The sequence below is a fragment of the Mesorhizobium sp. P2_D1 genome, from assembly GCF_056404455.1.
The window spans coordinates 305,738-327,425 of the sequence record NZ_JBFUDZ010000002.1 but is presented as its reverse complement, the minus strand read 5'-3'; the positions used below and the strand labels follow the sequence as shown (position 1 = coordinate 327,425).

Sequence of the window (21,688 nt, the reverse complement as noted above, 5' to 3'; positions counted from 1 at the left end):
TCGGCATTCTCGGCTCTGTGGTCATGGTCGGCCCTCTTCGCTCGGCCCTGTCAGCCGCAGTTCGGCGACGAAATCATAGGCGTCGCCCCTGTAGATGGAACGGGTGAATTCGATCACCTTGCCGCTCGCCAGATAGGAAATGCGTTCGATGTGCAGGCCGGCAATGCCCGGCGGCACCTCGAGCAGGCGCGCGTCGCCGTCGCCGAGGTTGGCGGCTGAGATGCGCTGCACCGCCCGCACCGGCCGGTTGCCGGTCAATTCCAGCGCCGCATAGAGCGAGGAACCTATTCCCGCCGGGTCGGGCAGCACGCTGGCCGACAGCGAGGCGCGTTCGATCGCCAGCGGCGTGTCGTTGGCGATACGCAGGCGCGCCACCCGCGCCACCAGTTCGTTCGACGACAGGCCGAGCACCATCATCTCGTCGGGCGAGGGCGCATAAAGGCCGCGGTCGAGCCAGGCCGAACGCACCGCCATGCCGCGCCGCGCCATGTCCTCAGTGAAGGAGGTCAGCCGCGACAGCGACTGCTCGACGCGCTCCATGCGCGGCGCCACGAACGTGCCGGAGCCATGGCGTTGCACCAGGATGCCGCCCTTGACCAGGTCCTGCACCGCCTTGCGCACGGTGACGCGCGAAATGTCGGCCTTGCTGGCGATGTCACGCTCCGAGGGCAGTGCGTCGCCCGGTCCGATCAGACCGCGATTGACCGCGTCCTCGATGCTCTTCCTGAGTTGCAGATAAAGCGGCGCGCCGCTCTGCGACGACTGTTTCAGCGTGGCGAAGATCTGGTCGGAGGCATCGCTCATCGAGCCGCCTCCGTTGTCCCGGCGAAAAGCCGGGCCGCCATCTGCACGGCGCCGCCCAGCGCATCGTCGAGCGGCGGCTTCAGCAGCGCCCGGTAGCGGGCCGACAGGCGCGGCGCGTAAAGCGGCGCCAGCCCGCCGAGCAGGCACAGCGGAGCGTCATCCGCTAGGTCGAGCGCGCCGAGCGCGGCTTCGACATCGGCGACCACCCTGTCCAGGATCCAGTTGGCAACGCTGTCGCCCTTTTCGGCATGCTCGAACACCTTGGGCGCGAAGCCGCCGAAATCGCCGGGCTTGGCATTGGTGGTGAATTCCACCACGTCCTGCGGATTGTTGCGGAACACCGCCAGCATGCTCTGCGTCAGCGGCGAGCCCTCGCGGACGCCGTCATAGGCAAGCAGCGTCTGTTCGAGCAGGTCGCGTCCGATGCGGGCGCCGCTGCCCTGGTCGCCGACTTGAAAGCCCCAGCCACCGATGGCGCGCGATTTGCCGTTCTTGCGCGCCATATAGGCGGTGCCGGTGCCGAGGATGGCCATGGCGCCGTCGCCGGAGCCGACAGCCCCTTCCAGCGCGATCTCGGCGTCGGTCTCGACACGGCTGATGCTGAACGGCAGGATCGCTTCGAGCTGCTGCCGGTAGGTGCCGACATTGGCGCCGGCAAGGCCGAGAATGGCCGGTGTCTGCGGGATCAGCTCCGGATCGTGCCCGGCGGCAATGAACGCCTGCCTTGCCGCTTCGACGATGTTCGACCGGGCGCCGGTAAGATCGGTGCGGATGTTGGCGGCGCCGCTCTTGGCGCGGCCAATGACGGCGCCATCCGCGGTTGCCAGGGCGGCCCTGCAGCTGGTGCCGCCGCCATCGATACCGAGCACGAAATTCACGCGATTTCTCCTCCGGGCGGATAATACCAATAAAATACCAATAGCCAAGAGTTAATTTCTGTTTCAAAAAGATTAAGCCGTATTTTATTGAAAAACCTAGGCATTTCGTTGGCTGAGCGATTTCCTGCCAGCGAATTCGTTAATGCATGTGGACAAGTGGTATTTTTTTGGTATTGTTTCCGCATTGGAGGAACCGGGATGGCCGAAACGCGCACCGAAGCGCTTCACCAAAATGCCGAGGGGCTGGATATCCAGGCCCCGGACGCCATCCTTTCTTCTTTGGCCGACGCGCAGATCGAGGCTGCAAAAGTCGTGCGCCACGCCATTCCCTCCATCGCCAGGGCGGCCGAGATCATCGCCGGCAGGTTGAGCAGCGGCGGCAAGCTTGCCTATGCCGCGGCCGGCAGTTCAGGCCTGATGGCGCTGGCCGATGCGCTTGAGCTTCCGGGCACCTTCGGCATTCACCGCGACCGCATCGCCATCCTGATCGCCGGCGGCGACGAAGCCTTCCGGACATTGGCCGGCGGTCCAGAGGACGACGCCGAGGAGGCGGCAGCAGCCGTCATCAATGCTGGCATCGGCAAGGGCGATTGCCTGATCGCCATTTCGGCCAGCGGCACGACGCCCTATGCGGTGCGGGCCATCGAGGAAGCCGCCAATCGCGGGGCCGCCACCATCGGCATCGCCAACAACCGGGACTCGGCTCTGCTGCGGCAGGCCGAAACCGCCATCCTGCTCGAAACGCCGCCGGAACTGATTGCCGGCTCGACGCGCATGGGCGCCGGCACCGCCCAGAAGATCGCGCTCAACATGCTGTCGACGCTGACCGCCGTCCATCTCGGCCATGTGCATGACGGCTACATGGTCAACCTGATGGCCGACAACATCAAGCTGCGCGACCGCGCAGCGCGCATCGTCGCCGCAGTCAGCGGGCGCGGCAGGGACGAAGCGGCGCGCCTGCTCGAGAAGAGCGGCGGCGCGGTCAAGACCGCCATTCTGCTCGCCGCCGGCGCCGACAGCGCCGATGCGGCGGAGAAACTGCTGGAAGGAACCGGCCAGAAGCTGAGGCCGGCGCTTTCCGCGATCGAGGGGAGCAAGGGGCGCGCAGCCTCTGTTCTCATCAAAACCGAACCTGAAAAAGGTCAACAGGGAGACTGAGCATGACAACGAAACTACTGACGGCACTGCTTCTGGGCACCAGCATTCTCGGCTCGGCTGGGGTGGCTAATGCTGCAGACGTAACGCTCAACATCGAAAGCTGGCGCGGTGACGACCTTGCCATCTGGAAGGACAAGCTGATCCCGGCCTTCGAAGCCAAGAACCCGGGTATCAAGGTGGTGTTCGCACCTTCGGCGCCGACCGAGTATGACGCCGCCCTTGGCGCCAAGCTCGCCGCCGGCTCTGCGGGCGACCTGATCACCTGCCGCCCGTTCGACAAGTCGCTTGAACTGTTCAAGAAGGGCAACCTTGCCGACCTCTCGGCGCTGCCCGGCATGGACAATTTCTCGCCGGTGGCCAAGTCCGCCTGGCAGACCGACGACGGCAAGGCGAGCTTCTGCGTGCCGATGGCCTCGGTCATCCACGGCTTCATCTACAACAAGGACGCCTTCGACAAGCTCGGCATCAAGGTGCCGGAGACCCGCGACGAGTTCTTCGCCGCGCTCGACAAGATCAAGGCCGACGGCACCTACATCCCGATGGCGATGGGCACCAAGGATCTGTGGGAAGCCGCGACCATGGGCTACCAGAACATCGGCCCCAACTACTGGAAGGGCGAGGACGGCCGCGCTGCGTTGATCAAGGGCGACCAGAAGCTGACCGACAAGGACTGGGTCGCGCCGTATGAGGAACTGGCCAAGTGGAAGCCTTATCTCGGCGACGGCTTCGAGGCGCAGACCTATCCAGACAGCCAGAACCTGTTCACGCTTGGCCGCGCCGCCATCTACCCGGCCGGTTCTTGGGAAATCGGCCTGTTCAACACCCAGGCCCAGTTCAAGATGGGCGCCTTCCCGCCGCCGGTCGAGAAAGCCGGCGACACCTGCTACATCTCCGACCATACCGATATCGGCATGGGTCTGAATGCGGCTTCGAAGAACGCAGATGCGGCCAAGACCTTCCTGTCCTGGGTCGCCTCGCCGGACTTCGCCACCATCTACGCCAACGCGCTGCCGGGCTTCTTCAGCCTGAACTCCTCGCCGGTGAAGATGGCAGACCCGCTGGCCCAGGAATTCGTCTCCTGGCGCGGCAAGTGCAAGTCGACGATCCGCTCGACCTACCAGATCCTGTCGCGTGGCACGCCGAACCTCGAAAACGAGACGTGGGTTGAATCGGCCAACGTCATCAACGGCACCGACACCCCGGAAGCTGCGGCCAAGAAGCTGCAGACCGGCCTCGACAGCTGGTACAAGCCGGCGAAGTAAGAGCTCAGGCAACGAGATCGGCCGGGCGTACGCCTGGCCGGTCTCGGACTACCCTGGTTCTTCAGATTGCGCCCGTTCAGATAGCGATTGTCGGCACCGCCTCTCGGCCTTACCCTTGCTTTTCATGGGGAAGGCTAGCTGATCAGTCGCAGGCCTTTGTTCTTGCCGCACGGGGCAAGAATGTTCGGGCCGTGCATCGAGGCATCATCTAGATCAACACCCATTTGGAACCGAGAGACGGCGGGGACCGAACTCATGGCCGCAGACACACGACCGAAAAGACCGTTCCGTTGGCACATTGGCGTCTTCCTGGCGCCGGCGGTGCTTGTCTATACGGCGATCATGATCCTGCCGCTGGCCGGCACGCTGCAGCTGTCGCTGTTCCGCAACATCGAGCAGCACCAGGTCTTCGTCGGGCTGGAGAACTTCCGCACGCTGTTCGGCGACCCCAACTGGTCGGTGAATTTCTGGAATGCGCTCCGGAACAACACCTGGTTCTTCATCATCCACATGTTGGTGCAGAACCCGATCGGCGTCATGCTGGCCGCACTTCTGTCCAGCCCGAGACTGAGATTTGCCGCCTTCTACCGCACGGCAATCTTCGTGCCGACCATCTTGTCCTTCGTCATTGTCGGCTTCGCCTGGAAGCTGATCCTGTCGCCGCTGTGGGGCGTGGCGCCGCATCTGCTCGATCTCGTCGGCCTGAAAAGCCTGTTCACGCCGTGGCTGGGCAAGGAAGAATACGCGCTGACGGCGCTCAGCCTGATCTCGGTGTGGCAGTTCGTCGGCATCCCGATGATGCTGATCTATGCCGCCCTGCTGTCTATCCCCGAAGAGGTGATCGAGGCCGCCGAATGCGACGGCATCACCGGCATGTCACAGTTCTGGAAGATCAAGCTGCCGCTGATCCTGCCGTCGATCGGCATCATCTCGATCCTCACCTTCGTCGGCAATTTCAACGCCTTCGACCTGATCTACACCGCGCAAGGCGCGCTCGCCGGGCCGAACTATTCGACCGATATTCTCGGCACTTTCCTCTACCGCGCCTTCTTCGGCTTCCAGTTGCAGGTCGGCGACCCCAACATGGGCGCGGCGATCGCCACGATGATGTTCCTGATCATCCTCGGCGGCGTCTGCGTCTATCTCTTCCTCGTGCAGACGCGCCTGCGTCGCTACCAGTTCTGAGGAGCAAGAGATGAGCACCGCCACCCGTTCCCTGCCCCGCACCATCGGCGCCCACGCAATCCTGTTGACCTATACGGCGATCGCGCTGTTTCCTGTGATCCTCGTCATCATGAATTCGTTCAAGTCCCGCGCCGGCATCTTCGGCGCGCCGCTGACGCCGCCGACGCCAAAAACCTTCGACCTGATCGGCTACACCACCGTCATCGGCCAGGGCGATTTCATCCACTATTTCCAAAACAGCCTCGTCGTCACCGTCGCTTCGCTGTTCTTCGTGCTTCTGTTCGGCGCCATGGCCGCCTTCGCGCTGTCGGAATACCGGTTTCGCGGCAACTCGTTGATGGGGCTCTATTTGGCGCTCGGCATCATGATCCCGATCCGCCTCGGCACCGTCGCCATCCTGCAGCTGATGGTGGCGAGCGGGCTGGTCAACACGCTGACGGCGCTGATCCTGGTCTACACCGCGCAAGGCCTGCCGCTCGCCATCTTCATCCTGTCGGAATTCATGAAGCAGGTGTCCGACGACCTGAAGAACGCCGGCCGCATCGACGGCCTGTCCGAATACACCATCTTCTTCCGGCTGGTGCTGCCGCTGGTCAGGCCATCGATGGCGACCGTCGCCGTCTTCACCATGATCCCGATCTGGAACGACCTGTGGTTCCCGCTGATCCTGGCCCCGTCGGAAGAGACCAAGACGGTGACGCTCGGCGCGCAATTGTTCCTCGGCCAGTTCGTCACCAACTGGAACGCCATCCTGGCCGCGCTCTCGCTGGCGATCATGCCGGTGCTGATCCTCTACGTCATCTTCTCGCGGCAGCTGATCCGCGGCATCACCTCGGGAGCCGTCAAGTGAGCGACGGTCGAGATGTAATCATCAGCGCGCTCGTCGAGACCGCGACCCGTTACGGATTTCGCGGGGTCCGCCAAACAAATTATTATCGCGAGCGGCCAGAAACGATCTGCGTGCTGAACCTTCAGAAGTCTTCCTGGGGACCGCGGTTCTATCTGAATGCTGCGGTGTGGTTTACGCGGCTAGGGCCGGAGCGCCGGCCGAAGGAATACAACTGCCACATCATCTGGCGCGTCGACTCTCTGATGATTGGCGAGCAATCCAAGGCATTTACAGAGGCGCTCAGTCTAGATCATTCGATCCCGGATGATCGGAGATATTCTCTGATCAAAGACGGGGTCGATACATACGGCTTCGGACTTCTGGCCCGTTGTGAAAGCGAAGAGGCTGCCCTGCAGATCGCCAGTGAGAATGGGCCGACTGTGAGGGTGGCGCTGAAGGCCCGCAGGCAAGAAAAGGCAGATTGAAATGGCTCAACCCCTTCGCGTCGTCGTCGCCGGCCTCGGCAATATGGGCCGCAGCCATGCGCTGGCCTATCACACCAATCCGGGTTTTCAGATCGCCGCACTGGTCAACCGCTCCAACGTGCCGCTGCCGGAAGGGCTTTCCGGCTATGGCATCAGGCGCTCCTTCGACGAGGCTTTGCGCGACGAAAAGCCCGATGTCGCCTGCATCGCCACCTATTCCGACAGCCATGCCGACTATGCGGTGAAGGCCTTCGAGGCCGGCTGCCATGTCTTCGTCGAAAAGCCGTTGGCGACAACTGTGGCCGATGCCAAACGCGTTGTCGCGGCCGCCAAGGCCAATGGCAAAAAACTCGTGATCGGCTACATCCTGCGCCATCACCCCTCCTGGATCAGGCTGATCGCCGAGGCACGCAAGCTCGGCGGCCCCTATGTCTTCCGCATGAATTTGAACCAGCAATCCTCCGGCCATACCTGGGAGACGCACAAGCAGTTGATGCAGACGACGTCGCCGATTGTCGACTGCGGCGTCCACTATCTCGACGTGATGCTGCAGATCACCGACGCCAGGCCGGTCGAGGTGCGCGGCATGGGGTTGCGGCTGACCGAGGAGGTTGCGCCCTCGATGTACAATTACGGCCATCTGCAGGTGCTGTTCGACGACGGTTCGGTCGGCTGGTACGAAGCCGGCTGGGGGCCGATGATTTCGGAAACGGCCTTTTTCGTGAAGGACGTCATCTCGCCCAATGGCTGCGTGTCGATCGTTATGAAGGAGGGTGTGAAGTCCGATGACATCGACACCCACACCAAGACCTCGACCATTCGCCTGCACAGTGCGGCGACCGGCCCGGACGGCAAGTTCGCCAAGCCGGACGAAATGCTGTCGATGGCGGGCGAGCCCGGCCATCAGGATCTCTGCGATCTCGAACAGGCCTTCGTATTGAAGGCGATCCGCGAGGATATCGATCTCACCAGGCACATGGACGACGCGGTGAAATCGCTCGCTGTCTGCCTTGCCGCAGACGAGAGCGTGCGCAGCGGCGCAGCCGTCAAACTCTAGAACAGGGACGAAGCCGTGGGCTCGCTGAACATCGAGAACGTGAAGAAGGCCTTCGGGCCGGTCGAGGTGCTGAAGGGCATCAACCTCGAGGTGACGGACGGCGAATTCGTCGTCTTCGTCGGCCCGTCGGGCTGCGGCAAGTCGACCTTGCTCCGGGTCATCGCCGGGCTGGAGGATTCGACCTCGGGCCGGGTCGTCATCGACGGCCAGGACGTGTCCGTCACGCCGCCGGCCAAGCGCGGCATCGCCATGGTGTTCCAGACCTATGCGCTCTACCCGCATCTGACGGTGAAGAACAATATGGGCCTCGGGCTGAAGCAGGCGGGCACGCCGGCGGCCGAGATCGACCGCCGCATCGGCATTGCCTCCTCGATGCTGTCACTGGAGCCCTATCTCGAAAGGCGGCCGGCCGAACTTTCCGGCGGCCAGCGCCAGCGCGTCGCCATCGGCCGCGCCGTGGTGCGCGAGCCCAAGCTTTTTCTCTTCGACGAGCCGCTGTCGAATCTTGATGCAGCATTGCGCGTCAACACGCGGCTGGAGATCGCACAGCTGCACCGCCGGCTGAAGGCGACGATGATCTACGTCACCCACGACCAGGTCGAGGCGATGACGCTGGCCGACAAGATCGTGGTGCTGAACGCCGGCCGGATCGAGCAGATCGGCGGCCCGATGGAGCTCTACAATTCGCCGGCGAATGAGTTCGTCGCCGGCTTCATCGGCTCGCCGAAGATGAACTTCGTCGACGGCGCCCGTCTCGGCGAAACCGCCAAGACCATCGGCGTGCGGCCGGAGCATCTGACCGTCGATCCCAAATCCGGCGCCTGGAAGGGCACGGTCGTCCACGCCGAGCATCTTGGCGCCGACACCAATCTCTATCTCGACTGCGAGAAGGCCGGCCTGATCACCGTGCGCATCTTCGGCGTCTACGACGCCGAGCCGGGCGCCACGCTCTATGCGACGCCGGACCCGGCCAAGACCTATCGGTTTGGCGCGGATGGGAAGGTGCTGAAGTAATATCGCTGCAGAGGGCAGCGCTGCCCCTTACCCTTACCCTCTCCCCGTGAAGAACGGGGAGAGGGGTCGCCAGCGTTGGAGCGTTTCCCTTCTCCCCGTCACTATACGGGGAGAAGGTGCCGGCAGGCGGATGAGGGGCGGCGCAAACTTATCGAACTTAAGTGCTCAAGCGTCAGCCTTGAACGTCTGCTTCTGCTGGCCAAGGCCCTCGATGCCGAGCTCGACAACATCACCGGCCTTCAAGAACACTGGCGGCTTCATGCCAAGCCCAACGCCGGGCGGCGTGCCGGTCGAGATGATGTCGCCGGGGTGTAGCGACATGAACTGGCTGAGGTAGGAAACAAGGTATGCCACGCCATAGACCATGGTCTTGGTCGAACCGTTCTGCATCGTCTTGCCGTTGACGGTCAGCCACATCTTGATGTTCTGCGGGTCGGCGACCTCGTCCTTTGTCACCAGCCACGGGCCGATCGGACCGAAGGTGTCGCAGGACTTGCCCTTGGTCCACTGGCCCTGCCGCTCGGCCTGGAAGGCGCGTTCGGAGACATCGTGGGCGACGCAATAGCCGGCGACATAGTCAAGCGCGTCGGCTTCGCTGACATATTTCGCCGTCTTGCCGATGACCACGGCCAGTTCGACTTCCCAGTCGGTCTTCACCGAGCCGCGCGGGATCAGCACGTCGTCGTCCGGCCCGACGATGGCCGAGCTTGCCTTCATGAAGATGATCGGCTCCGGCGGCACGGTGGCGCCGGTCTCGGCGGCGTGGTCGGAATAGTTGAGGCCGATGCAGATGAACTTGCCGGTGCCGGCAACGCAGGCGCCGATGCGGGGCTTGCCGGAAACCGCCGGCAGCGACTTGGGATCGAGCTTGGCCAGCGTCGCCAGCGATGCCGGATCGAGCGCCTTGCCGCCGATGTCGGCGACACGGCCGGTGAGATCGCGGATCGTTCCATCCGCATCGAGCAGGCCGGGGCGTTCGCTCCCCGCCTCGCCATAGCGCAGCAGCTTCATGGTATGTCTCCTCAGTCGGTTTGGTTCAGATCGACCAGCCGCCGTCGATATTATAGGCCTGTCCGGACGTATAGGTAGCGCCGGCCAGATAGACGGCGAGATCGGCGATTTCCTCCGGCGTGCCGAGCCGGCCCATCGGCTGGCGGGCGATGAAGGCGGCGCGGGCCGCCTCGTAGTCGCCCTGCGCATGCATGCGGTCCTGCAGCGACGGGCTCTCGACCGTGCCGGGGCAAATGGCATTGCAGCGAATGCCCTTGGCGACATAGTCGGCGGCGATTGCCTTGGTCAGGCCGATGACCGCGGCCTTGGTGACTCCATAGGCGAAGCGGTTCGGCACGCCCTTGCCGGCGCCGGCAACCGACGACATGTTGATGATCGATCCGTCGCCGCGCTCCAGCATGCCGGGCAGCACCGCCTTGATGGTGCGTATCATGGCGCGGACGTTGAGGTTGAAGGCGAAATCGAGATCGGGGTCCTTCATCTCGAGGATCGAGCCGGAATGGACGAAGCCGGCACAATTGAACAGCACGTCGACCTTGCCGATCTCGGCGAAGGCGGCGTTGACGGCATCGTCGTTGAGCACATCGAGCTTGCGGGTCTTGATGTCGGAGGTCTTGGCGAGCTCTGCCAGCAGCGCCTCGTTGATGTCGGTGGCGTGGACGACGGCACCTGCCTTGGCGAAGGCCAGCGCGCTCGCCTTGCCGATGCCTTGCGCCGCTGCCGTGACGACAACGACCTTGCCTGCCAGATCCGCCATGCTCTTCTCCTCGTCCGCTTGGGATCGTCCGGGTCTACCGGTGGTCGGCCACGGCGTCATGGGCCAGTCCGACGCCATCATGCGGCCTGCGCGCCTGTCAGCCCACAGATAAAGATGTTTTTTCTCGTTAAAGAACATGCATCCGGGCGTCAAGTCCGAACACGATCACCATCGCGGCAATCGCCTCAAACCAACGACAAGTTCGACTTGTGCGAGACCACCAATTGCCGAAGTCGGCGCCGCACCTCATCGCCCTGCCGGGCACTTCTCCCCGTATAGTGACGGGGAGAAGGGGCTGACCGCAACGCCGGCGCCGATCTTGCGCCGCTGGCGATTGGCGAAATCGTCGATGGCAGCGCCCCTCTCCCCGTCACTACGGGGAGAGGATGCCGGCAGGCATGTGAGGGGCGGCGCCAGCGCCCGGAAAAGGCTGGTGGAGCGAAATCAAACCTGACTCGATTGCCCTGCGCTCACCATCGCGGCAGCGTCGCAACTGCTCAGTCGCCGTAAGGCACCCAGACGTTCTTGACCTCCACGGCGCGGCGCAGGAAGGCATCGCCGGCCGCCTCGTCGGACGCCCAGTCGAGGCCGCGGCCATTGCCGCTCCAGACGCGCTTGAGGTTGCCGATCGACTCGGCCTCCGCCTTGGCGCAGGTGTCGGCATCGGCAAACACCCAGAGCCCGTCGACATCGTCATGCTTGGCCAGCACAGCGGCGAGTTCGGCCGTTCGGCCGGTAACGATGTTGATGGCGCCGGCTGGAACGTCGGAATATTCGATGACCTGGTAGAGGTCGGTGGCGAGCAGCGGGTAGCGCTCGGACGGCACCGCGACCACGGTGTTGCCCATGGCGAGCGCCGGTGCGACGAGCGAGATCAGGCCCAGCAGCGGTGACACGTCGGGTGCCACGATGCCGACGACGCCGACCGGTTCGTGCAGCGCCAGTGTCACGGCACGCGCCGGCGGCTGGTGCACGCGGCCCTCGAACTTGTCGGCAAGGCCGGCATAGAGGAACAGCCGCTCGATCGACTGGTCGACCTCGTCGCGCGCCGCCTTGGGCGTGGCGCCGGTCAGTTCGGTGAGGCGGGCGGCAAACTCGCCAGCCCGGCCGGAAAGATTTTCGGCCATATAGTAAAGCACCTGCGAGCGGTTGTACGCCGTCGCCTCCGGCCAGGCTTTGCAGGCCCGGGCGGCCGAAACGGCATCGCGGATATCTTTGCGGCTGCCGAGACCGACCTCGCCGGCGAGCTTGCCCTTGGCGCTGGCGACAGCCAGCGAATAGTTGCCGTCCGGCCGCACCTGCTTGCCGCCGATGAACAGCTTTGCCGTGCGGTCGATCGTATCGCCGTCGGATTGCTCGGCAGGTTGCGCAGAGACTGCCGCCGGCTTGATCACCGGGCCAAGTGGCAATTTGGCCGCCAGATATTCGAACATGCCTTCGCGCCCGCCTTCGCGGCCGAAACCGCTCTCGCGGTAGCCGCCGAAACCGCAGGCGGCGTCGAACATGTTGGTGCCGTTGACCCAGACGACGCCAGCCTTCAATTGCGGCGCGACATGCAAGGCGAGGTTGACGTTCTCGCTCCACACCGAGGCGGCCAGCCCATAGCGCGTGTTGTTGGCAAGCTCGATCGCTTCCTCGGTGTTGCGGAAGGTCATGGTCGCCAGCACCGGTCCGAACACTTCCTCTTGCGCCAAGATATTAGCCGGCGAAACACCGGTGGCGAGCGTCGGCAGATGGTAATAGCCCGAGGCAGGCAGTGCTGCGTCCGGCTGCCAGCACACGGCGCCCTGTCTGGCGCCCTCGGCAACCAGGCCCTTGACCCGGTCGAGCTGTGTGGTGTCGACCAGCGGGCCGATATCGGTGTTCTTGTCGAGCGGGCTGCCGACGCGCAGCCGGCTCATGCGTGTCTTGACCTTGGCGATCAAGGCATCGGCAATGCCTTCCTGCACCAGCAGCCGGGAACCGGCGCAGCAGACCTGACCCTGGTTGAACCAGATGCCATCGACCAGGCCTTCGACGGCGCTGTCGAGATCGGCATCTTCGAAGACGATGAAGGCCGACTTGCCGCCAAGCTCCAGCGACAGTTTCTTCCCTGACCCCGCCGTGGCTTTCCGGATGATCTTGCCGACTTCCGACGAACCAGTGAAGGCGATCTTCTGGATGCCGGGGTGGTTGACGATGGCCGCACCGGCCTCCGGGCCGCCTTGGACGATGTTGACGACGCCCTTCGGCACGCCGGCACGTTCGCAGATTTCGGCGAACAGGATGGCGGTCAGCGGCGTGAATTCGGCCGGTTTCAGCACCACGGTGCAGCCGGCGGCGAGTGCCGGCGCGATCTTCCAGGCCAGCATCAGCAGCGGAAAATTCCACGGGATGATCTGGCCGACGACGCCGACACCCTTGTGGCCGGGGAAATCCCTGTCCAGCGCCTGCGCCCAGCCGGCATGGTGGATGAAATGGCGGATGGCCAGCGGCACGTCGATATCACGGCTTTCGCGGATCGGCTTGCCGTTGTCGATCGATTCCAGCACCGCGAACAGGCGCTGGTGGCGCTGCATGGCGCGGCCGATGGCATAGAGCACTTTCGCCCTGATATAGCCTGAAGACGCCGACCATTTCGGCAGCGCCTTGGCCGCGGCCGAAGCCGCCGCGTCGATATCGGCGGCATTGGCGTCCGACACTTTGGCCAGCAGCTTGCCGGAGGAGGGCTCACTGGTCTCGAATGTCTTACCGCCAGAAGCGGCTTTCCAGTCGCCGCCGATGAACAGCGCCTTGCCGAAGTCGCGCGCCGCAAGCCAGGCGTCGGCCTCGTTGCGGGCTTCCGGCGCCGGGCCGTACTCCATGGCGTGATAGCGGTCGAGAATGTTCATGGGGTTCCTCCTTCACCTCCCCTCGTGGGGAGGGTCGATCGGCAAAGCCGATCGGGGTGGGGCGTTCAAGCCATCGCGTGGCGATGATTGGCCGAATAGTGCCCGGTCAGATGGTGTTCGAGCTGGCGCTCGATGTCGGTCAAAAGGCTCGAGGCGCCGAAGCGGAACAGCTCGGGCTCCAGCCATGGCCGGCCGAGTTCTTCCTTCATCAGCACTAGCCAGTCGAGCGAGGCTTTTGCCGTGGAGATGCCGCCAGCCGGCTTGAAGCCGATGAGATAGCCGGTCTCCTCGAAATAGGCGCGGATGGCGCGAACCATGGCGAGGCCAACCGGCAGCGTGGCGTTCACGCTTTCCTTGCCGGTCGAGGTCTTGATGAAGTCGGCGCCGGCCATCATAGCGACCATCGAGGCGAGCATGACATTGCGTAGCGTGGCGAGGTCACCGGTGCCGAGGATGACCTTCAGATGCGCGTCCCCACAGGCCGCGCGCATCGAGACGATCTCGTTGTAAAGCTCCCGCCACTTGGCGCCGAACACCAGCCCGCGTGGAATGACGACGTCGATCTCGTCGGCGCCGTCCTTCACCGAGGCTTCGATCTCCTGCAGGCGGGTGGAAAGTGGGGCAAGGCCGTGCGGGAACGCGGTGGAAACGGCGGCGACGTGGATGCCGGTGCCGCGCACGGCATCGACCGCCGTGGCGACGAAGGGATGGTAGACGCAAACGGCGGCCGGGCGAATGACCTCGCCCGCAATACCGAGACCCTCGACGATATCGCGGCGGAACGGATTGATCGCCTTGGCGCACAGCCGGCGCACGCGCTCTTCGGTGTCGTTGGAATTCAGCGTCGTCAGGTCCATGCAGGCGACGGCGCGCAGCAGCCAGGCCGCCTGATTGTCGGCCTTGATAGAGCGCCGCTTGGCCAGGCTCGCGACGCGGCGTTCGAGCGCCGAGCGGTTGACGCTGCGCACCGACTCCATGAAGCCGAGGTCGAGCTTCATGCCGGGGTTGCGCGCGATGCGATGGTCCAGCGGAACGGGGGTATTGGCGGCGGCGCGCGCCGGCAGTGGCGTCACCTTCGACGCGCCGGCACCAAGCTCGGCTTCGCGGATTGTGCTGCTCATCTCCTGCCCTTTCATTCAGCGACTTGCGCCGAAGATAGCCCGTGAATTGACGCTTCACGAGTCCCTTAATGCATGCCGCCCAAAAGTGCGCAGCGGTTTTGGGACAACGGCATGCATCGACAAAAAACAAAAAGCGCGTCGCGTAAGGCGACGCGCTTTTGCGCTCATAGCTTAAAAAGGCCGCGAAAGCAGCTAGTTTTTTGACCGAAAGGTCAAAACTTGATTTCTGAGTGTGTTGGTCGGCTCAGCCGACGAAGGCGCGTTCGACGACAAAACTCGCCGGATGATGCAGCGAGCCCTCCTCGAAGCCGAGGCTTTCGGCCAGCTCCTTGACGTCCTTCAGCATGTGCATCGAACCGCAGATCATGATGCGGTCGGTTTCCGGATTGAGCTTGTCGATGCCGAGATCGGTATAGAACTTGCCGGATCCGATCAGCGCGGTGATGCGGCCCATGCGCGCCGAGTCTTCGCGGGTCGTCGAATTGTAGAGGGTGACACGGCCACCGGTCAGCTCGCCGATCAGCGGATCGCTTTCGAGCCCGGCGACCAGCTCCTGGCCATAGATGAGCTCGGCAGTGTCGCGGCAGGTGTGAGTCAGGACGACCTGCTCGAACTTCTCATAGGTGTCGGGGTCGCGCAGCAGGCTGGCGAAGGGCGCGATGCCGGTGCCTGTCGAGATCATGAACAGGCGTTTTGCGGGCGTCAGCGCGTCAACGACCAGCGTGCCGGTCGACTTCTGGCGCATGATGACGGTGTCGCCGACCTGGATCTTCTGCAGTTCCGAGGTCAGCGGGCCGTCCGGCACCTTGATCGAGAAGAATTCCAGCTCGTCGTCCCAGGCCGGGCTCGCCACCGAATAGGCGCGGAACACCGGCTTCTCGGCATTGGGCAGGCCGATCATGACGAACTCGCCGGAACGGAAGCGCAGCGACTGCGGCCGGGTGATGCGGAACGAGAACAGCCGGTCCGTATAGTGCTTTACCGAGACGACGGTCTCGGCATAGACATTGGCCGGAATCGGAAACTGCAGCGGGCGGGCGCCTGCGGTATTGAATGCGGTTGTGGTGTTCATCAAATCCAACCTTCTGGCCCAACTGCGAACGCGGGCACCAAACCTTCACCTGCGCGCCCGAACCGTTCAGGTTCCGGCGTGCTGCCTGCACACTCCAAAGCAGTAAGCTCTTGTGTCCGGAATTTATTAGTATACAAACGATATTTGCGTCAAGATACCGCCGCGAAACACCTTTCCAAACTGTGACATATCCGTAGTCCGCGCATTTCGGGTTTCGACAATGAAAGAGAATTTTTCGGTGCAGCAGCCGGATTCCCTGGGCAGCGTCGTCGCCGGTATCGATGTCGGCGGGACCTTTACCGACCTGCTTCTGATCGACGGCCGAGACGGTGGCCGGGTGCATATCGCCAAGACCCCGACCACAGTCGATAACCAGGCTTTCGGCGTCGTTTCGGCGCTCGGCGCCACCGGATTTCCGATCGACGGCATCGACCTCATCGTGCATGGTACGACCACCACCACCAATGCGGTGCTCGAACGCCGGCTGGCGAAAACCGGCATGATCACCACGCGCGGCTTTCGCGACGTGATCGAGCTTGGCCGGCGCACGCGGCCGCAGGCCTATGGCATGACCGGCAGTTTCGTGCCGATCATCCCGCGCAATCTGAGGCTCGAAGTCTCGGAGCGCGTCGAGGCGTCGGGCACGGTGCGCACGCCGCTCGATGAAGCCGAAATGCGCAACGCCGTGAGGGCGCTGATCGACGCCGGTTGCGAATCCCTCGTCATCCACTTCCTGCATTCCTACGCCAACCCGGCGCATGAGCTCCGCGCCGCCGAGATTGCCGCCGAGCTCTGGCCGAACGGCTACATCACGTCGGGCCACGCGCTGCTGTCGGAAGCGCGCGAATTCGAGCGCGGCGTCACCGCTTCGGTCAACGCCTCGGTGCAGCCGATCCTCGAGCGCTATGTCGAGCGGCTGCGCAAGGAGTTGGGCGCGAAAGGCTATGCCCGCGACTTCCTGATCATGAACGGCAATGGCGGCATGATCTCGGCCCGCTTCGTCACACGTGAATCGGCCAAGACCGTCATGTCCGGTCCGGCCTCGGGCGTCATCGCCGCCGCCTATACGGGAAAACGCGCCGGCTACGAAAACCTCGTCACCTACGACATGGGCGGCACCTCGACCGACGTGGCTCTGATCCGCAACGCCGAGCCGGCTGTCTCGAACGAGATCGAGATCGAATATGCCATGCCGATCCACGTGCCGATGGTGGCGGTACACACGGTCGGCGCCGGCGGCGGCTCGATCGCCCGCGTCGACGCCGCCGGCCTGATCCAGATCGGTCCGGAAAGCGCCGGCGCCAATCCCGGCCCGATCTGCTACGGGCGCGGCGGCCTCGAGCCGACCATCACCGACGCCAATCTTGTGCTCGGCCGGCTGGCGCCGAAAAAGCTGCTGGCGGTCGAAAACCCGGTCACCGTCGAGCGCGTCACCGGTATCTTCGAGGAGAAGATAGGCAAGGCGACCGGCCTGTCCGGCGTCGAGGCGGCGGGCGCGGTGCTGCGGCTCGGCAACATGAAGATGGCCGGCGCCATCCGCATGGTTTCGGTGTCGCGCGGCCACGATCCGCGCGACTTTGCGCTGTTCGCCTTCGGTGGCGCCGGGCCGCTGCACGCGACCGCCCTGGCGCGCGAACTCGGCCTGCCCAAGGTGCTGGTGCCGGCGCGGCCAGGTATCACCAACGCGCTCGGCTGCGTCGTCGCCGATTTGCGCCACGACTTCGTCAACACCGTCAACCAGCCGGTGGCGGTGCTCGACGAGACCCAGCTTCACGCTGTATTGGAACGGCACCGAAACGAAGGCGAGGAGCTCATCGGCAAGGAAGCGGTGAAGCCCGAGACGATCCGCGTCACTCACTCCGCCGACATGCAGTTCGTCGGCCAGACCCACATCATCAACGTGCCATTGCCATCCTCCTCGGTGACCCGGCACGAGCTGCAAACACTGTTCGAAAAGGCCTATTTCGCCCGCTTCAAGGTCGATCTGCCGGAAATCCGCGCCAACCTCGTCAACCTCAACACCTCGGTGACAGGTGTGCGGCCGGCGATCGATCTGTCGCGTTTGATCGACCCGGCTGGTCGCGGAAAAACGCTCGACGAGGCGCGTCGCGAGATCCGGCCGGTCTGGTACGGCGGGCGCTGGCACGACACGCCGGTTTACGCACGCGAAAAGCTGCCGCTCGACGCGGTCATCGTAGGCCCGGCGATCCTCGAACAGATGGATGCGACCACCGTGCTCGAACCCGGCGACCGGGCGCGTTCGGACGCCGACGGCAACATCATCATCGACATTGGCGAGGCCTGAGATGCCTGAAATTGATATGGCAAAGCTCGACGCCATCACCCTTTCGGTCCTCCAGGCGGCCTTGCAGCAGGTCTGCGACGAGATGGACCTGACCTTCTCCCGCGCCGCCTTCTCGCCGGTCATCGCCGAGGCCAACGACCGCTCCGACGGCATCTATTCGGCCGTTGATGGCTCGCTGATCGCGCAGGGGTCGCAGGGCCTGCCGGTGTTCGTCGGCGTCATGCAGTATTCGACCAAAACGGTGATCGAGATGATCGCCGATGGCCGCTGCCTGCCGCCGGAGCCCGGCGACATCTACATCGTCAACGATCCCTATCTCGGCGGCACCCATCTGATGGATGTGCGCTTCGCCATGCCGGTCTACCGGGACGGCAAGATTTTCTGCTGGCTGTCCAACACCGGCCACTGGCCTGACATTGGCGGCTCGGTGCCGGGCGGCTTCTCGGCTTCCGCGACCGCGGTCGAACAGGAAGGCCTGCGGCTGCCACCGGTCAAGCTGTTCAAGAAGGGCGTACTCGACCCCGAAATCTACGCCATCATTTGCTCCAACATCCGCGTTGCCGACCAGCGGATCGGCGACATCCGCGCCCAGGCTGCGGCACTGCTCATCGGCCAGGATCGGCTTAACGGAATCCTCGATCGTTACGGAGACGAAACCGTTGTCGAGGCGATCGCCGAACTGCGTCGGCGGGCCGCCGAACAGATGCGTGCCAACATATCCGCCATCCCCAATGGCACCTACCATTCCAAGGCCTTTGTCGATTCCGACGGGGTGGTCAACGAGCCGCTGACCATCGCGCTGGCCGTCCAGAAACAGGGCGACACGCTGACCTTCGATTTTGCCGGCTCGTCAAAGCCCTGCGCCGGACCGATGAACAGCGTGCTGGCGACGACCTTGTCCTCGGTCTATCTCGCCATGCGCCACATTTTCCCGGATGTGCCGATTAGCGCTGGCGCTTTCGAGCCGCTTGAGGTCAAGCGGCCGGAAGGCACCTTCCTCGACGCCAAATATCCGCGCCCGGTTTCAGGCTGCGCCGCCGAGGTCTCGCAGCGCATCGCCGAGGCGGTGTTCGCGGCGATGGTCCAGGCGCTGCCGGACAAGGTGACGGCGGCACCGGCCGGCTCCAGCGGCAATTTCGCACTCGGCGGCAACGATCCGGCGCGCGGCCGCGACTACGTCATGTACCAGATCTCCGGCGGCGGCTATGGCGGCAATTCCAGCCATGACGGCCTGACCAATGGCTGCTCGACCATCGGCATCTCCAAGTCGCCGCCGGTCGAGATCATGGAGCAGGCCTTTCCGGTGCTCTACCGCCACTACGCCTTGCGCGAAGGTTCGGGCGGCGCAGGCAAGCAGCGCGGCGGTTTCGGCCTCGCCTACGAGGTCGAAATCCTGCGCGGCGACGCCCGCGCTTCCTTCGTCATGGATCATGGCCGTTTCGGCCCGCAGGGCGCCCTCGGCGGCAAGGACGGCGCGGTCAACACGGTGACCGTCTTCCGCAATGGCGAGGAGCATGTGCCGCCACATCTGTCCAAGGAGCAGGATATCGCGCTTAAGGCCGGCGACCGTGTGCGCGTCGGCACGCCGGGCGGCGGCGGCTATGGTGATCCGATGGAGCGCGATGCCGATCTGGTGCTGCGCGATGTGGCGTTGGGATACTACACGTCAGCGGAAGCCAGCGAAAAATTCGGCGTTGTCCTGTCGGCGGGCGAGTTCGCCATTGACCGGAAGGCGACGGACGAGCAGCGCGCCGGCTAACACTGAAGGCGGCTTGGATCGCTCGCCGCGCCGTGATCGCCGCAGCACATGTCGTTTCCGTCTCCGCCGGAGTCACGAAAGCCCGTAGACTTCTCCGGTCAACGGAGATCTCGGACATGCGTCTTTTCGGTCGTTTCGTGCTTGCCGCCTCGGTCGCCCTGGTTCTCGCCACGGGTGCCGCATCCGCCCAGGACAAGAAGCTCAGGATCGGCACCGAGGGCGCCTATCCGCCCTTCAACTACGCCAATGCCGACGGCACGCTGGGCGGCTTCGACATCGACCTCGGCAAGGCGCTGTGCGCTGAGATGAAGGCCGAGTGCGAGTTCACCGTGCAGGATTTCGACGGTTCTATCCCAGCGCTGCAGGCCGGCAAGTTCGATGCGATCATCAACATCACCATCACACCGGAGCGGGCCGAGAAGGTCGAGTTCACCCACAAATACTACCAGACGCCGCCGGCCATCGCGGTGCGGAAGGATTCGACCATATCAGGCACATCGCCGGAGGACCTAAAAGGCAAGGCGCTCGGCGTGCAGACCGCGACCATCCACCAGAAATTCGCCGAGCAGAAATACTCAGGCTCGACCGTCAAGGCCTATCCGACCGGCGATGACGCCCGCACCGACATGGCCAACGGACGCCTCGACGCGATGATGGACGGCTCGATCATTCTGACCGAGTGGCTGAAGAAACCAGACGGCGCCTGCTGCAAGCTGCTTGGCACCTTGACGGCCGACCCGGCCATTCACGGCCCCGGCGTCGGCATCGCGCTGCAGAAAGGCGACAAGGAGCTGGCCGACAAGTTCAATGCGGCAATAGACGCACTGCGTGCCAACGGAAAATACAAGGAAATCAACGATAAATACTTTTCCTTCGACGTTTACGGCAGCTGATCCCGGCAGAAATTCCCTTCGGCAGCGCTGTCCGGCGCTGCCGATTTCTATGAATAATGGAGACTTTCTTGGCTGAACGGCGCTCCCCCTTCTACAGCAGCATCGTCGGACTAGGCGCGACCATGGGTCGGGTCGGTGGCGATTTCATCTCGGCCAAGACTTATTCCGGCATTGCCGACGAGCACCTGAACACGCGCAGGAATGTCGGCGTGCAGGATCTCAGCACCATGGGCAAGATGGACATCAAGGGGCCAGACGCCGAGGCGCTGGTCAATCATGTCATCGTCAACGATGCGGCGGCGATGAAGCCCGGCCAGGTCCGTTATTCCACCGTCTGCCGCGAGGATGGCGGCATCATGGACGACCTCACCGTGTTCCGTCTGGCGCCCGAACATTTCATGCTGGTGACCGGCTCGGTCAATCGTCTCAAGATGCTGCCGTGGCTTTTGCATCATGCGCAGGGGCGCAAGGCCTATGTCACCGACATCACCGCGGCCATCGCCTTCCCGACCATCCAGGGGCCGCGCTCGCGCGAACTGCTGAAGGCGTTGATCGCGGATGCCGATCTGGACGGGCTCAAGCGCTGGTCGTTCACCTCGGGACGCATCGATGAGACGAAGGTGCTGATCTCGCGCACGGGCGTGACCGGCGAGCTAGGCTTCGAACTGTTCGTGCCGGCCGACGAGGCGGCTTCGGTCTGGAACGCGCTGATGACCGCCGGCCGTGACTTTGGCCTGAAACCCTATGGCGTGCTGGCGATGTTCACGCTCGGACTGGAAAAAGCCTATCCGGCGCATGGCATCGACATGGACGAGACCCGCACGCCGTTCCATGTCGGCCTCGACCGCTGGATCAAGTTCGACAAGGGCGATTTCGTCGGCCGCGAAGCCTTGCTCAAGGTCCGCGACAAGGGCCTGGACGAGCAGTGGGTCGGGCTGATCCTCGACGGTGACAGGCCGGCCGCGACCGACGCCAGGGTTCTGGCCGGTGGCGAGGGCGCCGGCATCGTCACCTACAGCGACCACGGCTATTCCCTCGGCAAGGTGCTGGCGACCGCGCATCTGCGGCTGCCGTTCACGGCTGTCGGCACGGAACTCAGCATCGACATCGACGGCAAGCCGACCCGCGCGGTCGTGGCGCCGATACCGTTCTTCGACCCCGAGGGGGTCAGGCTGAGGGGCTAGCGCGGCTTGTTCCGGAAATCGCTCTTGGGCTTTCCTTTTGGGTT

The 21,688-nt window shown here is 64.0% G+C and carries 18 protein-coding genes; 11 read left to right on the top strand and 7 right to left on the bottom strand.

Annotated features, from left to right (window positions below):
- Positions 1 to 21: 21 nt before the first annotated feature.
- Both AC1D0I_RS04130 and AC1D0I_RS04125 read right to left on the bottom strand, forming a co-directional pair.
- Complete coding sequence (locus AC1D0I_RS04130; protein ID WP_477393233.1) at positions 22 to 804, bottom strand: GntR family transcriptional regulator; 783 nt, start codon at positions 802 to 804, stop codon at positions 22 to 24.
- The gene (locus AC1D0I_RS04125; RefSeq protein ID WP_477224933.1) at positions 801 to 1,682 is read right to left on the bottom strand and encodes a glucosamine kinase nucleotide-binding domain-containing protein; all 882 of its coding nucleotides are present in this window, start codon (positions 1,680 to 1,682) and stop codon (positions 801 to 803) included. Before AC1D0I_RS04125 ends, AC1D0I_RS04130 begins: the two co-directional genes overlap by 4 nt.
- 198 nt (positions 1,683 to 1,880) lie before the next feature.
- On the opposite strand from AC1D0I_RS04125, the gene AC1D0I_RS04120 reads away from it, so the two are divergent.
- The 7 genes from AC1D0I_RS04120 (at position 1,881) to AC1D0I_RS04090 (ending at position 8,672) form a co-directional block, all read left to right on the top strand.
- Positions 1,881 to 2,840 carry an N-acetylmuramic acid 6-phosphate etherase gene (locus AC1D0I_RS04120; RefSeq protein ID WP_477224934.1) on the top strand — a complete coding sequence of 320 codons (960 nt, stop codon included), beginning with the start codon at positions 1,881 to 1,883 and terminating at the stop codon, positions 2,838 to 2,840.
- Positions 2,841 to 2,842: 2 nt separating this feature from the next.
- Positions 2,843 to 4,102, top strand: coding sequence for an ABC transporter substrate-binding protein (locus AC1D0I_RS04115; RefSeq protein WP_477224935.1), 1,260 nt, complete (start codon positions 2,843 to 2,845; stop codon positions 4,100 to 4,102).
- Positions 4,103 to 4,357: 255 nt separating this feature from the next.
- Entirely contained in the window at positions 4,358 to 5,287 is a 930-nt protein-coding gene (locus AC1D0I_RS04110) for a carbohydrate ABC transporter permease (protein ID WP_477224936.1), read from the top strand.
- 10 nt (positions 5,288 to 5,297) lie between these two features.
- Positions 5,298 to 6,137 (top strand): carbohydrate ABC transporter permease, encoded by an 840-nt coding sequence (locus tag AC1D0I_RS04105; protein ID WP_095083652.1) that lies wholly within the window; start codon positions 5,298 to 5,300, stop codon positions 6,135 to 6,137.
- Positions 6,134 to 6,601 carry a DUF4304 domain-containing protein gene (locus AC1D0I_RS04100; RefSeq protein WP_477393231.1) on the top strand — a complete coding sequence of 156 codons (468 nt, stop codon included), beginning with the start codon at positions 6,134 to 6,136 and terminating at the stop codon, positions 6,599 to 6,601. The genes AC1D0I_RS04105 and AC1D0I_RS04100 overlap by 4 nt, the downstream gene beginning before the upstream one ends.
- Before the next feature lies 1 nt (position 6,602).
- Complete coding sequence (locus tag AC1D0I_RS04095; protein ID WP_477393229.1) at positions 6,603 to 7,658, top strand: Gfo/Idh/MocA family protein; 1,056 nt, start codon at positions 6,603 to 6,605, stop codon at positions 7,656 to 7,658.
- 15 nt (positions 7,659 to 7,673) lie between these two features.
- Complete coding sequence (locus AC1D0I_RS04090) at positions 7,674 to 8,672, top strand: ABC transporter ATP-binding protein (protein WP_457150532.1); 999 nt, start codon at positions 7,674 to 7,676, stop codon at positions 8,670 to 8,672.
- Positions 8,673 to 8,837: 165 nt separating this feature from the next.
- On the opposite strand, the gene AC1D0I_RS04085 is transcribed toward AC1D0I_RS04090, so the two are convergent.
- The 5 genes from AC1D0I_RS04085 to AC1D0I_RS04065 form a co-directional block, all read right to left on the bottom strand.
- Positions 8,838 to 9,683 (bottom strand): fumarylacetoacetate hydrolase family protein, encoded by an 846-nt coding sequence (locus AC1D0I_RS04085; protein WP_477393227.1) that lies wholly within the window; start codon positions 9,681 to 9,683, stop codon positions 8,838 to 8,840.
- Between the two features lie 25 nt (positions 9,684 to 9,708).
- Positions 9,709 to 10,440, bottom strand: a complete 732-nt coding sequence (locus AC1D0I_RS04080; protein WP_477393226.1) for an SDR family oxidoreductase — start codon at positions 10,438 to 10,440, stop codon at positions 9,709 to 9,711.
- A 497-nt stretch (positions 10,441 to 10,937) separates the two neighbouring features.
- The gene (locus tag AC1D0I_RS04075) at positions 10,938 to 13,310 is read right to left on the bottom strand and encodes an aldehyde dehydrogenase family protein (protein WP_477393224.1); all 2,373 of its coding nucleotides are present in this window, start codon (positions 13,308 to 13,310) and stop codon (positions 10,938 to 10,940) included.
- Between the two features lie 65 nt (positions 13,311 to 13,375).
- The gene (deoC, locus tag AC1D0I_RS04070) at positions 13,376 to 14,431 is read right to left on the bottom strand and encodes a deoxyribose-phosphate aldolase (RefSeq protein ID WP_477393222.1); all 1,056 of its coding nucleotides are present in this window, start codon (positions 14,429 to 14,431) and stop codon (positions 13,376 to 13,378) included.
- Positions 14,432 to 14,675: 244 nt separating this feature from the next.
- Entirely contained in the window at positions 14,676 to 15,503 is an 828-nt protein-coding gene (locus AC1D0I_RS04065; RefSeq protein WP_095083643.1) for a ferredoxin--NADP reductase, read from the bottom strand.
- Between the two features lie 220 nt (positions 15,504 to 15,723).
- Between AC1D0I_RS04065 and AC1D0I_RS04060 the strand changes: the two genes are divergently transcribed.
- The 4 genes from AC1D0I_RS04060 to AC1D0I_RS04045 all read left to right on the top strand — a co-directional run bounded on the left by AC1D0I_RS04060 (position 15,724) and on the right by AC1D0I_RS04045 (position 21,644).
- Complete coding sequence (locus AC1D0I_RS04060) at positions 15,724 to 17,808, top strand: hydantoinase/oxoprolinase family protein (protein WP_477393220.1); 2,085 nt, start codon at positions 15,724 to 15,726, stop codon at positions 17,806 to 17,808.
- A 16-nt stretch (positions 17,809 to 17,824) separates the two neighbouring features.
- A complete protein-coding gene (locus tag AC1D0I_RS04055; RefSeq protein ID WP_477393274.1) occupies positions 17,825 to 19,567 on the top strand; it encodes a hydantoinase B/oxoprolinase family protein in 1,743 nt (580 codons plus the stop codon).
- Positions 19,568 to 19,683: 116 nt separating this feature from the next.
- Positions 19,684 to 20,460, top strand: a complete 777-nt coding sequence (locus tag AC1D0I_RS04050; RefSeq protein ID WP_477393218.1) for an ABC transporter substrate-binding protein — start codon at positions 19,684 to 19,686, stop codon at positions 20,458 to 20,460.
- A gap of 68 nt (positions 20,461 to 20,528) precedes the next feature.
- On the top strand, positions 20,529 to 21,644 hold the full coding sequence (locus AC1D0I_RS04045) for an aminomethyl transferase family protein (protein ID WP_477393216.1): 1,116 nt from the start codon (positions 20,529 to 20,531) through the stop codon (positions 21,642 to 21,644).
- Positions 21,645 to 21,688 lie beyond the last annotated feature (44 nt).